This is a genomic window from Agrobacterium vitis (assembly GCF_013337045.2).
Classification (GTDB): Bacteria; Pseudomonadota; Alphaproteobacteria; order Rhizobiales; family Rhizobiaceae; genus Allorhizobium; species Allorhizobium vitis_B.
Genome location: NZ_CP118259.1, coordinates 1,265,025 through 1,279,387 on the forward strand (window position 1 = coordinate 1,265,025; position 14,363 = coordinate 1,279,387).

At 57.7% G+C, this 14,363-nt stretch carries 14 protein-coding genes; 3 read left to right on the forward strand and 11 right to left on the reverse strand.

Annotation, left to right across the window (positions count from 1 at the left end):
- Positions 1-15 precede the first annotated feature (15 nt).
- The 5 genes from G6L01_RS05985 to G6L01_RS06005 all read right to left on the reverse strand — a co-directional run bounded on the left by G6L01_RS05985 (position 16) and on the right by G6L01_RS06005 (position 4,022).
- Entirely contained in the window at positions 16-825 is an 810-nt protein-coding gene (locus G6L01_RS05985) for a class I SAM-dependent methyltransferase (RefSeq protein ID WP_070164593.1), read from the reverse strand.
- 194 nt (positions 826-1,019) lie between these two features.
- On the reverse strand, positions 1,020-1,286 hold the full coding sequence (locus G6L01_RS05990) for an usg protein (protein ID WP_041696536.1): 267 nt from the start codon (positions 1,284-1,286) through the stop codon (positions 1,020-1,022).
- 234 nt (positions 1,287-1,520) lie between these two features.
- Entirely contained in the window at positions 1,521-2,351 is an 831-nt protein-coding gene (locus G6L01_RS05995) for an ABC transporter permease (RefSeq protein ID WP_070164594.1), read from the reverse strand.
- Positions 2,348-3,151, reverse strand: coding sequence for an ABC transporter permease (locus tag G6L01_RS06000; protein ID WP_070164595.1), 804 nt, complete (start codon positions 3,149-3,151; stop codon positions 2,348-2,350). Before G6L01_RS06000 ends, G6L01_RS05995 begins: the two co-directional genes overlap by 4 nt.
- A 94-nt stretch (positions 3,152-3,245) precedes the next feature.
- Complete coding sequence (locus G6L01_RS06005) at positions 3,246-4,022, reverse strand: ABC transporter substrate-binding protein (protein WP_070165105.1); 777 nt, start codon at positions 4,020-4,022, stop codon at positions 3,246-3,248.
- Between the two features lie 288 nt (positions 4,023-4,310).
- On the opposite strand from G6L01_RS06005, the gene G6L01_RS06010 reads away from it, so the two are divergent.
- Positions 4,311-6,872, forward strand: a complete 2,562-nt coding sequence (locus G6L01_RS06010) for an OmpA family protein (RefSeq protein WP_070164596.1) — start codon at positions 4,311-4,313, stop codon at positions 6,870-6,872.
- A 47-nt stretch (positions 6,873-6,919) separates the two neighbouring features.
- Here the strand turns inward: G6L01_RS06010 and mobB are convergent, their stop codons facing one another.
- The 4 genes from mobB to moaA form a co-directional block, all read right to left on the reverse strand.
- A complete protein-coding gene (gene mobB, locus G6L01_RS06015; RefSeq protein WP_070164597.1) occupies positions 6,920-7,447 on the reverse strand; it encodes a molybdopterin-guanine dinucleotide biosynthesis protein B in 528 nt (175 codons plus the stop codon).
- Positions 7,434-8,075, reverse strand: a complete 642-nt coding sequence (gene mobA / locus G6L01_RS06020; protein WP_070165106.1) for a molybdenum cofactor guanylyltransferase MobA — start codon at positions 8,073-8,075, stop codon at positions 7,434-7,436. The genes mobB and mobA overlap by 14 nt, the downstream gene beginning before the upstream one ends.
- A gap of 14 nt (positions 8,076-8,089) precedes the next feature.
- Positions 8,090-8,983 carry a DMT family transporter gene (locus G6L01_RS06025; protein ID WP_070164598.1) on the reverse strand — a complete coding sequence of 298 codons (894 nt, stop codon included), beginning with the start codon at positions 8,981-8,983 and terminating at the stop codon, positions 8,090-8,092.
- Positions 8,984-9,085: 102 nt separating this feature from the next.
- Entirely contained in the window at positions 9,086-10,075 is a 990-nt protein-coding gene (moaA, locus tag G6L01_RS06030) for a GTP 3',8-cyclase MoaA (protein ID WP_070165107.1), read from the reverse strand.
- A 347-nt stretch (positions 10,076-10,422) separates the two neighbouring features.
- Here moaA and G6L01_RS06035 point away from each other — a divergent pair, with 347 nt between their 5' ends.
- Positions 10,423-10,785, forward strand: a complete 363-nt coding sequence (locus G6L01_RS06035) for a gamma-butyrobetaine hydroxylase family protein (RefSeq protein ID WP_070164599.1) — start codon at positions 10,423-10,425, stop codon at positions 10,783-10,785.
- An 18-nt stretch (positions 10,786-10,803) separates the two neighbouring features.
- On the opposite strand, the gene G6L01_RS06040 is transcribed toward G6L01_RS06035, so the two are convergent.
- Positions 10,804-11,871: a GGDEF domain-containing protein gene (locus G6L01_RS06040; protein WP_070164600.1), complete on the reverse strand. Its 1,068-nt coding sequence runs from the start codon at positions 11,869-11,871 to the stop codon at positions 10,804-10,806.
- A 182-nt stretch (positions 11,872-12,053) separates the two neighbouring features.
- On the reverse strand, positions 12,054-13,658 hold the full coding sequence (locus G6L01_RS06045) for a fumarate hydratase (protein ID WP_070164601.1): 1,605 nt from the start codon (positions 13,656-13,658) through the stop codon (positions 12,054-12,056).
- 187 nt (positions 13,659-13,845) lie between these two features.
- Here G6L01_RS06045 and G6L01_RS06050 point away from each other — a divergent pair, with 187 nt between their 5' ends.
- Positions 13,846-14,292, forward strand: coding sequence for a hypothetical protein (locus G6L01_RS06050; RefSeq protein ID WP_070164602.1), 447 nt, complete (start codon positions 13,846-13,848; stop codon positions 14,290-14,292).
- The last annotated feature ends 71 nt before the right edge of the window (positions 14,293-14,363 follow it).

Genomic DNA, 14,363 nt, shown 5'->3' on the forward strand with positions numbered 1-14,363 from the left:
CTCGCGGCTTTTATGTCAGTTCAAGGTTTTTAACTGCGCGATCACCAGATGGCCGGGCGAAGGCTCACCATCTTGCATCCGCACATTTATGTCGGTGACTTCTACGACCTCGAAGCCAGTGGCGGCCAACCGCTCGCGGATATAGGTCTGCGCATGGACGAAACGCTGATGCGGGCCGACCTTGTAGGGCACATCCTCACCCATGGTTTCCGAGGAGAAGATGAAATAGCCGCCCAGCATCAGATTTTCCGACACGCCGAAAAACAGCGGCTCAAGCGCGCCAAGATAGGGCAGGACATCGGTAGCGGTGATCACGTCGAACAGGTCTTCATCATTGTCCTCAAGGAAATCCTCGACTTCGGCAACGTAAAGCGTGTCGTAAAGGTCTTTCTCATGGGCGATCTCGACCATGTTTTCCGAAAGATCGATGCCGGTGATATCGTCCACCATGTCACGCAGGGTGCCGCCCGTCAGGCCGGTGCCGCAGCCGAGATCCAGCAGGCGCTTGAATGGGCCAAGCTTCAGTTCCTGCAAGCGCTGGCGCACGATGACCGGCACGGCGTAGCCGAGCTGATCAACGAGAATATCCTCGAAATCCTCGGCATGCTGGTCAAACAGCGTTTCCACATAGGCATCGGAGGCACGCGGCGGCGTTTCACCGCGGCCAAGCGAGGCGAGGCGGACGGCTGCGCCGCCATGGTCTTCCGGGTCGATTTCCAGAACCTCGTGATAGGCCTTCACCGCAGCGTCGATATCGCCAGCCTTCTCAAGCGCCAATGCCCGGTTATAAGCCTCGGACAGCTTCTCTTCATCGATTTTCGCCATTGCGTCGCCCTCAGATCACGCCGCCGCGCACCGGATCGGGCGTCAGGCTCTGGCGTAAATTTCAATCCATCCGCATGATCTCGGCCCGGCATTGAAAGTCAATGGTCGGTGCCGAGAACAGGCGATTGGCGTGAGGGTCTACCGGCTCATGGCGCGTTTGGCAACATCGCCAGCTTTCCCTCCGAGGCCGACTGTCAATGCAGGATGAATTCGCCTTTCAGCGCTCGCCATTCATTGGCGGCAATCAGTTTGCGATGCACATAGCGTACCGAATGAAGCGGTCCATCCAGCTTTTCCTGCCAGAATTTCAGAAAGCCGCGCATTTCCGGAAAATCCGGGGCCAGATCGTAATTCTGCCAGATGAAGGTTTGCAGCAGGTTTTGGTGATCGGGCATGCGGTAGAGAATTTGCGCTGTGGTCATGCCATAGCCTTTCAGCATCATTTCCATATCGGAAGTCATGCCAGATTTATGTGTGTCGTCATTCCTGATGTCAGTGTTCATGGCAACCTCGTTTCGTTCCCATTCTGATCCCGGCGGCACAGGTTAAACCTGCCCGTCGCGCATCGGTTCGTCCGATAGGATGATGGTTCCATGCGAGGCTTAATTGAGGCTTAACAAAACTGTCATAGATGACATTTCAAAATAAAAATCATATGGTTAGCAGCGTATCGCCTTGAGTGCTGCCAGGTTTTGTCAGCGCTTGAGATGGCGCGTCAGCCGTGTCTCGATGGCGGCCCAGCCATGGCGCAGGATTTCGACAATGGCGAGATAGAAGATCGCCGCCCAAAGATAGGTCTGGTAGTCGAAGGTGCGCGAGAAGGCGTAGCGGGTCTCGCCCATCATATCGAGAACGGTGATGATCGACAGAATGGCCGAACCCTTGACCATCAGGATGATTTCATTGCCGTAAGGCCGGAGCGCAACAATCAGCGCTTGCGGCAGGATGATTTTCCAGAACGTGACGGTGCGCGGCAGACCCAGCGAAGCAGCACCTTCATGCTGGCCGCGTCCAACGCTGCGGATCGCGCCCCGCAGGATCTCTGCCTGATAGGCGGCCGTGTTCAGCGACAGTGCCAGCAACCCGCAATACCAGGCATCGCGGAAGAACCACCAGAGACCGACGGCCTCGAATTCCGTCCGGAACCCACCGAGGCCGTAATACACGAGAAACACCTGCGCCAGCAGCGGCGTACCGCGAAAGACATAGACATAGGCATAGGTCGCGGCGTTGGCCAGACGGTTTTTCGACATCCGGCCAAAGGCGATTGGGATAGAGAGGACCGCGCCTGCGGCAATCGAGATGACGACGATGCTGAGCGTCGTCCCAAGGCCCGAAATAAAACGCGGACCGTATTTGACGAATTTATCCTGGTCCCAATTACCGATCATCATCGCCAGCAGGCCAAGGCCAAGCAAAGCCCAGACCAGCAGCAAAGATCCGCCCAATACCCGGCCAGGGGTAACGCGATGCTCATGTCTTGGAGGTGCTGGGCGGGGCGGGATCAGTTCGAGGCTGTGGCTCATCGGTTCGCCCCCGACTGTTTCGTCCAGTTTTCGATATAGCCGACGGCGATGGAGGAGAGGATTGCCAATACCAGATAAAGCGCACAGGCAATCGTATAGAACAGGAAGGCTTCCTTGGTAACACGGGCGGCAATACCGGTCTGGCGGATAATGTCGGAAAGGCCGATGACAGAGACCAGCGCGGTATCCTTCAAAAGGTTCATCCACAGATTGACGATGCCGGGCAGGGCGATGCGGATCAATTGCGGCACGATCACCAACAGCATGGTCTTGGTGCGCGACATGCCGATGGCAAAGCCTGCCTCATACTGGCCGGAGGGAATGGCGCGGAAAGCTGATTGCAACACCTCGGCGCAATAGGACGAAAACACCAGAGCCAGCGCGATCATACCGGCGAAAAAGGCGTTGATTTCAATCCGTTCCTCAAAGCCCATGGAGGCGAGGACGGACTGAATGAGGATCTGCGAGCCGTAATAGACGATGAACAGCGTCAGGAGTTCGGGCAGGCCGCGAAAGATCGTCGTGTAGATTGCGGCTGCCTGGCGCAACATGCGCTCGCTGCTTTGGGTGGCAAGGGCAATCAGGAAGCCAATGACCAATCCGAAGGGCAGGGTTGCCGCAGCCAGTGTGACGGTGACCTTGAAGCCGAAGCCGATTTCATCGCCCCAGCCCGCATCGCCGCAGGCCAGAAGTGTCCCGGATGCAAACCAGGTGAAGATCCCGGCGCTGCCGCAAAAGGGATCGAAAATCTGCGAAACGAGCGCCCAGAAGGCGTCGAGCGCGGAAGCGAGTCCGCCCATTTAGCCAATTCCCCTTGCGGTCTTTGCCGCATGTTTTTGCTTTGTCTGTTATGCGTGATCCGGGTAGCCCCGGATCACGCCGTCTTAAACCGATTTATTTGTCGCCGTAAACGTCAAAATCGAAATATTTGGCATTGATCTTCTGGTAGGTGCCATTGGCGCGAATGGCGGCGATGGCCTTGGTAAAGCGGTCAGCCAGAGCGGTTTCGCCCTTGCGAACGGCAATGCCTGCACCCTCGCCATTGATAACCGGATCGATCGGCAGTGGCGTCAGGATCTTGCAGCAGGTGCCTGCATCGCTCTTGACCCATTGCGTCAGCACCACGACATCATCGATGACAGCATCGATACGGCCGTTGGTGATGTCCAGCTTATATTCGTCGGCTGTCGGGTAAAGCTTCAGCTGCGAATCAGGCATATGCTTTTCGGCATAATTGGCATGGGAGGTGGAGGTTTGCGCACCGATGGTCTTGCCTTTCAGGTCTTCGACGCTCTTGGCAGGCGAATCCTTCGGCACGGCGATGGCTGGAGGGGTGTTGTAGTATTTCTTTGAGAAATCCACTTTTTCCAGACGCTCTGGGGTGATCGACATCGAGGCGACGATGGCGTCGAATTTCTTGGCCTGCAAGGCCGGGATGATACCGTCCCAATCATTGGTCTTGAAGGTGCAGGTCACCTTCATTTCTTCGCAAAGCGCCTTGGCGATATCGATGTCGAAGCCGGTCAGCGAGCCGTCGGCTTCCAGGCTGTTGAAGGGCGGATAGGCACCTTCCGTGCCGATAACGAGCTTTTCTTCAGCCAAGGCGCCACCGGCAAACAATGACAGGGCGGTAAGGGAGGCGGCGGCCAGAAAACGGGTCGAGATACGCATGAGATCCTCTCTGTTGGTTGCCATGCGGGATGGGAATGTCCCGCTGGCGCAGGCACCGGCCATTTCTTTGAATTTTCGCCGGAACGTTTCGCCAGTTTTTCCGTTTTTGCGGAAATTGCAACTGCTAATGCTCGCCACCCCCTGCCTGATGTCGTGAACATGTCATTCACCCTTCGTTCATTCCAACCCAGCCATCTTCCTGCCTAGAATCCGGCGTGTAAAAGCGCGTCGTTAAAGAATCGAATTCAAGAACAACGAGGCAAAATGCCTCAACTGCGAGGAAAACCCATGGCAGTACAATCCAGGATAACGGCATCGGTGCTTATTGCACTTGCAAATCTCGTTGCCGCACCATCCTTTGCCGCCTCTTATACTTCCGACAATCTCGCACCAAGCCAGGATATTGCCGGCCGGATGCGGGCGATGTCGGCTGGCACGACACTTGACGGTCACGGCATCGTGCTGATGGCCCAGGCCGAGCCTCCGCCGGAAGAGCTGCCGAAGCAGAAAAAGAAGGGGCCGCCGGAAGAGGGAAAGCCCGGCGAAGAGCGCCCGCCTGAGGCACCGAGACCGCCGAAGGAAGACAAGCGCCCTGAGGCGCCACCCGCCCGTAGTGAAGCAGCCCCGCCTGCCCGTGTAGAAGCACCTGCCCGGGAAGAAGCGCCTGCTCAGCAGTCCAGGCCAAAGCCTCCGGCTGGAATGGAAGCGCCTTCCGCCGAGCCGCCACAGCAGAAAAAACATGAAAAGCCGATGGAGCCAGCGTTAGAGCCACAAAAGGCTCCCCCGCCACCGAAAATGGAGCCGCCGAAAATGGCGGAGCCTCCAGCTGAACCGCAAGAAAAGCCGGTGAAGCCGAAGAAGAACGAAGCTCAGCCGCCTATGCCTCCTGCCGGTGAGCCGAAAGGTGCGCCGATGCGGCCTGTTGGTGATCGTACGATTGCACGGCAACCGGGTACGCCCCAGCCTGGAATGCCTAAGGGCGAGGTGCAGCCCGTGAAACCGGAAGACCAGAGACCGGCTGGCAAGAAGCCCGTTCCAAACCCTGCTGCTCAAAATCCTGCTGAACAAGATCCGGCTGGAAAAGTCCCGGAAGGTCAGAAGCGTCCAAATCCGCAAGCGGAAGGTCAAGCCCCAGCAGGCCAACCGCAAAGGCCGCAAGCTCCGCGGCCAGCCGAACCGGAACCCCAAGCCAAGCCCGAACCTAAAACGGCGCCTGAATCCCAAGTAAAGCCTACTGCGCCTAACGCGCCCGCAGAGCCCCCGGCTGGGAAGCCGCCAGCGCCTCCGGTAGCTGAGCCGCCGTTGCCGGGCGGGCCAAAGCCGCCTGCCGAGGCACCGGGCGCACCGAAGGCACCGCAGCCGCCCGTTCAGCCTGCCGCACCACGCGCCGATGCTCCCATGCCACCACCGCCCGGTCCCGGAAATGACGAGGCGGGAAAGCCTCGCCCGGCTCTGTTGCCGCCAATGAACGCCACACAGTCTCGCGAGCAGGGCGGTCTTCCTGGTCAGGGTGGAAAGGGCGGGGCTCCTGGTCAGGGTGGTCAAGCCGGACAGAATGGCCAGCCGGGCCAACCCGGTCGTCCGGGAGCGCCTGGCGATGCCGTGAGCGATCAGCAATTGCGCCCGCAATTGCCGCCGCAGGAACAGGCACCGTTTACGCCGAAAGAATTGCAACGGTTGCGGGCTTTGGCCGACAAGCCGTCGCAGACCGATGAAACCATCATCCTGCCGGTGGATCGCGGTGCGCCCGTGCTCGACAGCGATAAGGACAATAATTGGCGTCGCGGCATGTCCGAAGATCAGTTGCGCCGTCTGCGTCAGCAGGCCGATGACCAGGATCGCTATGCAATTCCTGAAAGCGATGCCCAGGCCCAGCAGGACTATTACGGCAACCGTCCGCGCCCGGGGATCCGCATTGAATCCATCGATCAATATCAGGGCCGCCGTCTGCGCGATCAGCCGCAATTCACCTATCCCGACGATGTCATCGTCGAACGCAGCTTCGACGATGACCGCGAGGTGATGGATTATGGTGGCCAGATCGTCATCCGCAGCGACGACAACCGCCGTTTTGCTCAATATGGCCGCCCGCCGGTCTATGAACAGGTGGATCACCAGCGTGTTCGCATCACTGTCTTCAAGGAAAACGGGGATCGAATCGTCAGCCTGCGCAATCGCTATGGCCAGTTGATCCAGCGGTCGCGAATCGATGCCAATGGCCAGGAATATGTGCTATTCTACTCGCCAGATCTCTATGGTGCCGACGACGACCGCCGGGTTGTCTACCGTGATCCGGGTGCGGACCTGCCGCCCATGCGCCTGCGTGTGCCGCTCAATGACTATATTATTGACGTCGGCAGTTCGCCCGACCGCGATTATTACAAGTTCATGGAGCAGCCGCCGGTAGAGCCCGTCGAGCGTGTCTATACCATCGACGAGGTTCGCAACTCCGCCCGTATCCGCGATAAGATGCGCCGCATCGACCTCGATACCGTGACGTTTGCGACTGGTAGCGCCGATATTTCCATGAACCAGGCCGGTACCTTGAAGAAGGTCGCGGATGCCATCGTGCGGGTGTTGAAGGACGATCCGGGCGAAACCTTCTTGATCGAGGGCCATACCGATGCCGTCGGGTCTGCTGAGTCAAACCTGGTGCTTTCGGATCGCAGAGCCGAATCGGTCGCCAATGTCCTCACCCAGGTTTACGGCATTCCGCCAGAAAACATGATCACCCAGGGCTATGGCGAGCAGTTCCTTAAGGTGATGACCTATGGGCCGGAACAGCAGAACCGGCGCGTCACCGTCCGCCGTGTCACGCCGCTGGTGCGGCCGGTGCAGGCGGCCCGCTGATAAAGCTGAGATATCTGACATGCCGCCGGATTGATCCGGCGGCATTTTTAATTGCACAGACCTGTAGCCGAGGCGATGAAATCGGCAATCGCTATCGTGTCGTCGAGATCGAAGACCGGCAGGTCTGTGTCGGGGATCTGATGATCGGCAGCGATGGCGATGATATGCGGATCATCAGGGGCAAGCGGCGCGCCGTTCTTTGCGTCCAGACGCCGCGCCTCGATTTTCGGGATTGCCTCGCGTTTATAGCCTTCGATCAGCACCAGATCGCAGGGAGATAGCCGAGACAAAATTTCATCGAGGCTTGGCTCCGGGCTTCCCCGCAGTTCATGCATGATGGCAAAGCGCGTGCCGGAGACGATAGCGACTTCCGCCGCACCGGCCTGACGGTGCCGGTAGCTATCGGCGCCGGGCTTATCGATGTCAAAATCATGATGGGCGTGTTTGATCGTAGAAATCCTGAAGCCACGCTGCGTAAGTTCGGCAACCAGCCGCTCGGTCAGCCCCGTCTTGCCGGAATTCTTCCAGCCGGAAATGCCGAATACCTTGTGAGGGACGCGATCATTGGATGTCATGAGACAGGGCCTTTAGATAGATTTCCGCTCGGGCCAGATCATCCGGGCTGTTGACGTTGAAAAATGGATCGAGTGGACCATGCGCCGTATCAATCGCCTGAAACTCGACCTCTATACACACCTGTTTCCCAAGGAAGAGCATAAGTTTGCGATTATCTGGCGCACTCAGCCAGTCCTCGATTGTTTCTTTCAACGCGACCGGCCAGAGACCGACGACCGGATGAACCCGTCCGAGTGAACGCGCCAGCACGATGGTTTTTTCGTCCGCTGTCACGGACAGTAGACGCTGCACCAGATCTGCCGGAAGGAAGGGCGTATCGATGGGCGCGACCAGCACATGGCTGGAGGATGAGACCTGCCGTACAAACTCCATGGCGGTGGCAATGCCCGCCAACGGCCCGGCGTAACCGGTGATCCCATCATCGATCAGTGGCAGGCGGGTGTTGAGGGTCGGATCGTTGCTGTTGACGGCGAGGTTGCCGACCTGTGGTGACAGCCGGTTGGCCACATGGTCCAGCAGGGTAAGGCCTGCCAGCATAGTGGTTGCCTTATCCGCGCCCATGCGGCGCGACAGTCCACCAGCCAGAATGACGCCGGGAAGGTCGGTTGGTGTTGCAGGTGGTGCCATGGCGCGCTCTTGGCTCAAGCTGCCAGCGCGCTGGCATCGCGGATTTTCCGCAGCCGTTCACGGTGGAACGTATAAAGACCCGATCCGACCACAACGGCCATGCCCAGCAGCATCCAGGGGTCTGGCCATTCATGAAACACCAAAATGCCAAGGCCGATGGCCCAGAGTAGGCCCGAATAGCGGAAGGGCGCGATGAAGGAAATGTCTGCGGTACGCATGGCGAGAATGATGCATTGATAGCCAATGAACATCAAGATAGCGGCACAGATCAGCACCCCAAAAGACGGGAGGGATAGCGGCTGCCAGCCACCCTGGAACGGAATGAGCGCGGCGCCAGCCAGCGCGTTGCCAGCGGCAGTCATCAGGGTGATGACGATGGAAGGCGTTGCCCTGTCGATCCGTGTGGTCACCAGATCACGGGTGGCGGCGAAAAACACGCTGCCCAGCACGTAGATCGCCGACAGGGTAAAGCCTTCCGGACCGGGCCGGATGATGATCATCACTCCGATAAAGCCAGCGATAATGGCAAGCCAGCGTCGCCAGCCGACCGGCTCTCGCAGAAACACCGCAGCACCAAGCGTGACGGCCAGCGGCAGCGATTGCAGGATAGATGCAGCATTGGCAAGCGGGATGGCAGACAGTGCCGTGAGATAGGTGATCGAGGCCAGAATCTCACACAGCACGCGGGTCATGATCAGCGGATTGCCGAGCAGTTTGGGGGAGATCACGGCGCGGGACTGACGAGCGATGAAATAGACCAGAAGCGTGGTCAGCGCCCCGCGCACCAGCATGACCTGCCCGACGCTCATCACTTCGGTCAGCGATTTCGACAGGGCGTCGTTGATGGTGAAGCCGGCCATGGCCGCAGCCATGAACATCGCGCCCTTCATATTTCGGGTCAGCACCATCGCGTAAAAGCTTTCCAAACAGTCCGCCCGGACAGATCGCCCGGGCTTGGATGCGGTGTTCTATCCAGAAAACCAATAGATGCAAAGGTTTGAAAATACCTGTTAACCGCCGGTGACGCTCATATGGCGCGATACGGCGGGGCGACGGGTGGTGCGGTCGATGATGAAATCATGGCCCTTGGGCTTGCGCAGGATCGCCTCGTCGATTGCCGCAGCCAGCAGCGCGTCATCCTCGCTGGCCCGCAAGGCGGCCCGAAGATCGGCCGCATCGTTCTGCCCGAGACACATATAGAGCGTGCCGGTGCAGGTAAGGCGAACGCGGTTGCAGCTCTCGCAGAAATTATGGGTGAGGGGGGTGATCAGCCCCAGCCTTCCGCCAGTTTCCTCGACGCGGAGATAACGGGCAGGGCCGCCGGTCTGATAATCGAGATCTTGAAGGGTGAAATGTTCTGCCAATCCTTGCCGAACCTCGGAAAGCGGCAAATAGCGGTCGGTGCGGTCTTCGTCGATCTCGCCCATCGGCATGGTTTCAATCAGCGTCAGATCCATGCCCCGGCCATGGGCAAAGCGCATCAGATCGGGAAGTTCATCCTCGTTGAAACCTTTGAGCGCAACCGCATTGATCTTGATGTGAATGCCAGCCGCCTGGGCCGCATCGATACCTTTCATGACCTGGGAGAGATCGCCCCAGCGGGTGATGGTGCGGAATTTCTGCGCGTCCAGCGTATCCAGCGAGACATTGATGCGGCGCACTCCCGCGTCGGCCAGTTCGGCTGCGTGGCGGGCGAGCTGCGACCCATTGGTGGTCAGCGTCAGTTCCTCAAGCGCGCCGCTTTGCAAGTGACGTGACAGGCTGCGGACCAGGAACATGATGTTCTTGCGCACCAGCGGCTCACCACCGGTCAGGCGTAGCTTGCGCACGCCCTTGGCGATGAAGGCACTACAGAGCCGGTCCAGTTCCTCCAGTGTCAGCAGGTCCTTTTTCGGCAAAAAGGTCATGTTTTCCGCCATGCAATAGGTGCAGCGGAAATCGCACCGATCTGTCACCGATACCCGCAGATAGGTCACGGCCCGACCGAAGGGATCGATCATTTTGTCTGGTATCTGCGCTGGCTGTAGACCGGTATGGGCCTGCAAGGTCTGATTTTCCTGCAAGTTTGGCGCCGGCTGGTGCAGGCGGGGGGCATAATCCAAGCGAACCTCCATGATTGCTTACTAATCTGGTGCGCGCATTGCGATCCGTCAAGCAAGGCAACAGGCTGGACGACTGGAATAAGTTGGATCGGACTGAATCGGGTGATACAGCATCAGACCGAAAAGTGCGAAGCGGTTTTCGGATCATCTGATGCGAATGAAAAAACGATCAGACCGAAAAGTGCGAAGCGGTTTCCTCCGACTGTGTTGCAGGCGGTACTTTACAATATGACAGGGAGAATGTGGTGAGCGAAGTTTGGCCGAAGGAAATCAGGGTGTCACCGGATCGGCGGCTTTTGACGCTGGTTTTCGATAATGGGGAAAGCATCAGTTTGGCGGCGGAGATGCTCCGGGTGCTTTCGCCGTCCGCAGAGGTGCAGGGCCATGGGCCGGGGCAGAAGATCACCGTGCCCGGCAAGCGCAATGTGACGATTGCCAAGCTTATTCCAACCGGCAATTATGCGGTGCGGATCGGTTTTGACGACGGCCATGATACCGGCATCTTTACCTGGGCCTATCTGCGCGAGCTTGGCCAGACTGGTGAGACGAAGTTTGCGGATTATCTGCGCGATCTGGAGGCAAAGGGGCTGTCGCGCGATAAGCTTTAGGCGCTTTTATACCAGGTCTTATCCCTTGTAGATCAGCCAGCCCTTGGCGAAATCCTTGCGCATGCCGGGCTCAAACGGCCTGCTGCAATTGCGACCGGCATTCTTTGCGCAGTAAAGGGCGATATCGCTGCGGCTATAAAGTTCGCCGGGGTCCTGGCAATTGGCGGCCAGGGCAAAGCCGATTGAGACCGTGACCGGACCGTAATTGACACCGGTGCGGGAGTTGCGAAACAGAGTATTTTCCAGATTGGTGCGGATGCGTTCGCACAGCCCGAACACTTCGGTATCCGGCATGCCCTCAACGATGATGGCGAATTCCTCGCCACCCGCCCGTGCCACGAAGGCATCACGCGGTGCATTGGCGCGGATGACACCGGCAACAGTTGCCAGAATCTTGTCTCCGACCGGATGGCCGAAGGTGTCGTTGATCTTCTTGAAATGGTCGATATCGATCAGCATGAGCGACGTTGTCGTCAGTGTTGAGGGATAGTTGAACAGTCCGGCCATCCGTTCATCGAAGGCGCGGCGATTGGCAAGCCGGGTCAGAGAATCGGTATTGGCGATCCGCTTGTATTCGTCCAGCTCACGCCGTACGGCATCCATTTCAACGGATTTTTGTGTAAAGCTTTCAGCGGTCTTTTCGCCATGGGCCAGCGTATCGTCTGTTGCCCGCGTCAAAAGGGCGATGGCATTGCGCAGCAGCTCGACGCTGCCGGTGCTCTTGGCATTGATGCGCGAGCAGGTCTCATCCAGCAGCTTGTTATAGGTCTCCAGCGAACTTTGCTCCTGCTTCATCAGGCGCAGCAGATTGTCCAGTTCCGAAACCAGCCTTGAATGGGCATTTTCAATAATGCGGTTGGAATTATGGCCGAAAAATTCCTCGGCGATCTTGTCCAGGTCTTCCTGGGTGGCACGGCTTCCCAGCGCGGTCACCCTGCGGGTCAGGACCGGGTTGGAGCCGATATAGGCCTCGTAGAACAGCTCGTAATTTCGCGGCAACGGCGAAATGCCCATCGAGCGCATCGCAAAGGAGATCTGCATTGCGATGTCGAGCCCTTGCGGTCGCGCCATTGTTGCGGTGTTCATTCTGTTAACCCCATCCGATAATCCCCACTCAGGATTAGGGCTGAATGGTGAGCAAATATTTAAAGCAATAAGTAAAGGATGCCGGTAATTGTAAAATTTCTATTTATTATATGAAAATCCACAGTAAACTATCGTAGTCCACGTGCAAAGCCAAATGTTGCCTTTGCACGTGGATTAAACGATCAGAGGTTGAATTCCTGGAAGAAATCATTGCCCTTGTCGTCAGTGACGATGAAGGCCGGGAAGTTTTCAACCTCGATCTTCCAGACGGCTTCCATGCCCAGTTCCGGATATTCCAGCACGTCCACATGGCGGATGCAGTCCTGGGCAAGCCGGGCTGCCGGGCCACCGATGGAGCCGAGATAGAAGCCGCCATGGGTCTTGCAGGCTTCACGCACGGCGCGGGAGCGATTGCCCTTGGCCAGCATGACCATCGAGCCGCCAAACGACTGGAACTGGTCCACATAGCTATCCATGCGGCCAGCCGTGGTCGGCCCGAAGGAACCGGAGGCAAAGCCTTCCGGCGTCTTGGCCGGGCCGGCATAATAGACCGGGTGGTTTTTCATGTAATCCGGCATTCCCTCGCCGTTCTCCAGCCGTTCGCGGATCTTGGAATGAGCCAGATCGCGGGCGACGATGATCGTGCCGGTCAGCGACAGCCGGGTCTTGACGGGATGCTTGCTCAACTCGGCCAGGATGGCGCTCATTGGCTGGTTGAGGTCGATGCTGACCGTGGAGGAGGAGAGGGCGGCCTCATCGATGTCAGGCATATATTTCGACGGATCGGTTTCCAGCTGTTCGATGAAGATCCCGTCGCGGGTAATCTTGCCCATCGCCTGGCGGTCGGCGGAACAGGAGACGCCAAGGCCAATCGGCAGCGAAGCGCCATGGCGCGGCAGGCGGATGACCCGCACGTCATGACAGAAATATTTGCCGCCGAACTGGGCGCCGACGCCAAGCGACTGCGTCAGCTTGTGGATTTCCTGCTCCATCTCGATGTCGCGGAAGGCGTGGCCGCTTTCGGAGCCGTCTGTGGGCAGGCCATCGAGGTAACGGGCCGAAGCGAGCTTGACCGTTTTCAGGTTCATTTCCGCCGAAAGCCCGCCGATGACGATCGCCAGATGATAGGGGGGACAGGCTGCCGTGCCAAGCGACAGGATTTTGTCCTTCAAGAAATCGATCATCCGGTCATGGGTCAGTAGCGAAGGCGTGCCCTGATAAAGGAAGGTCTTGTTGGCTGAACCACCGCCCTTGGCCATGAACAGGAATTTATAGGCATCCTCGCCCTCTTCATAGAGATCGATCTGGGCGGGCAGGTTGGTCTTGGTGTTCTTTTCCTCGAACATTTTCAAGGGCGCCAGCTGCGAATAGCGCAGGTTACGCTTTTCATAGGCATCGCGCACGCCATGGGCCAAGGCTTCATAATCGCCACCATCCGTCCAGACGCGGCGGCCCTTCTTGCCCATGACGATGGCGGTGCCGGTATCCTGACACATCGGCAACACACCACCGGCGGCGATATTGGCGTTTTTCAACAGGTCATAGGCCACGAAACGGTCATTGTCGGTGGCTTCCGGGTCCTGGAGAATGGAGGCCAATTGCTTAAGATGGCCGGGGCGCAGCAGGTGGTTGATATCGGAAAGCGCCGTTTCCGCCAGAAGCCGCAGGCCTTCCGGATCAACGGTCAGGATTTCCTGGCCCTTGAAGGTTTCGACCGAGACGTAATCGGCGGTCAGTTTGCGGTAGGGAGTCGTGTCTTCGCCAAGGGGAAAGAGATCGTCAGCCATCGAAGGAGCCTTTTTGCCAAACGGATTTTCGGCATTTGGTCTAGTTCGGCGACAAGCGCTTTGCAAATGATTCTAAAGTGGAGAGTGCGATGCAACATTTAACGTGAGAGAATAGATTTTCTATTCGTTTATTATGCTGTTATCGCGGGCGCGCGAACGCGGCTCGGCGATAGGCTTGTGAGGTTAAATGGATCAGCGGCTTCTCGACCAAATTGCCGACACCTTGAATGATAGCGCATTGAATTACACTGTGTTCTTGAAGCTGTTCGAGATGCCTTTGGATGGCCCGCTCGAAAAACACCTTATTATAAAAGCGTTGTTGGGTCCTAAGGCGACGCTCGACGACATCAAGGAAATTGACAAAGCGTTGGTGTGGCCCATCTTGAACGATCTATTGTTCTTCAGGGGTAATGAGGCTTCCGGTCCTGATGCGCTTGTATTGAAATCGCAACATCTGGTCGCCCTTGTGAATGAACTGAAAAGTCAGGTCAGTGATCTCATCGATGCAGCGCAGACAATTGACTTGTTTCAGTTGCAGGATGGCCACCCGGCATATCCCGTCTTCTGGGATTTTGCATTTCTGTTTTTATCGGCATCAAACGCATCGATCCTGATCGGCTCAAGCTCTGACTGATGCTGCCGATTCGATAGCAAAGACAACACTGAGCTTGCGCCTTAAACTGGGTCTACCCCGGAAATAGAGTG

What these genes read in the sequence shown, in the direction of transcription:
- G6L01_RS06025 (WP_070164598.1), bottom strand. Translation starts at nt 8,983, where the DNA reads ATGGTGCTGACCCGAAATATGAAGGGCGCGATGTTCATGGCTGCGGCC.
- G6L01_RS06040 (WP_070164600.1), bottom strand. Translation starts at nt 11,871, where the DNA reads ATGAACACCGCAACAATGGCGCGACCGCAAGGGCTCGACATCGCAATG.
- G6L01_RS05995 (WP_070164594.1), bottom strand. Translation starts at nt 2,351, where the DNA reads ATGAGCCACAGCCTCGAACTGATCCCGCCCCGCCCAGCACCTCCAAGA.
- G6L01_RS05985 (WP_070164593.1), bottom strand. Translation starts at nt 825, where the DNA reads ATGGCGAAAATCGATGAAGAGAAGCTGTCCGAGGCTTATAACCGGGCA.
- G6L01_RS06000 (WP_070164595.1), bottom strand. Translation starts at nt 3,151, where the DNA reads ATGGGCGGACTCGCTTCCGCGCTCGACGCCTTCTGGGCGCTCGTTTCG.
- G6L01_RS06050 (WP_070164602.1), top strand. Translation starts at nt 13,846, where the DNA reads ATGGATCAGCGGCTTCTCGACCAAATTGCCGACACCTTGAATGATAGC.
- mobA (WP_070165106.1), bottom strand. Translation starts at nt 8,075, where the DNA reads ATGGCACCACCTGCAACACCAACCGACCTTCCCGGCGTCATTCTGGCT.
- G6L01_RS06045 (WP_070164601.1), bottom strand. Translation starts at nt 13,658, where the DNA reads ATGGCTGACGATCTCTTTCCCCTTGGCGAAGACACGACTCCCTACCGC.
- mobB (WP_070164597.1), bottom strand. Translation starts at nt 7,447, where the DNA reads ATGACATCCAATGATCGCGTCCCTCACAAGGTATTCGGCATTTCCGGC.
- G6L01_RS05990 (WP_041696536.1), bottom strand. Translation starts at nt 1,286, where the DNA reads ATGACTTCCGATATGGAAATGATGCTGAAAGGCTATGGCATGACCACA.
- G6L01_RS06005 (WP_070165105.1), bottom strand. Translation starts at nt 4,022, where the DNA reads ATGCGTATCTCGACCCGTTTTCTGGCCGCCGCCTCCCTTACCGCCCTG.
- G6L01_RS06010 (WP_070164596.1), top strand. Translation starts at nt 4,311, where the DNA reads ATGGCAGTACAATCCAGGATAACGGCATCGGTGCTTATTGCACTTGCA.
- moaA (WP_070165107.1), bottom strand. Translation starts at nt 10,075, where the DNA reads ATGATCGATCCCTTCGGTCGGGCCGTGACCTATCTGCGGGTATCGGTG.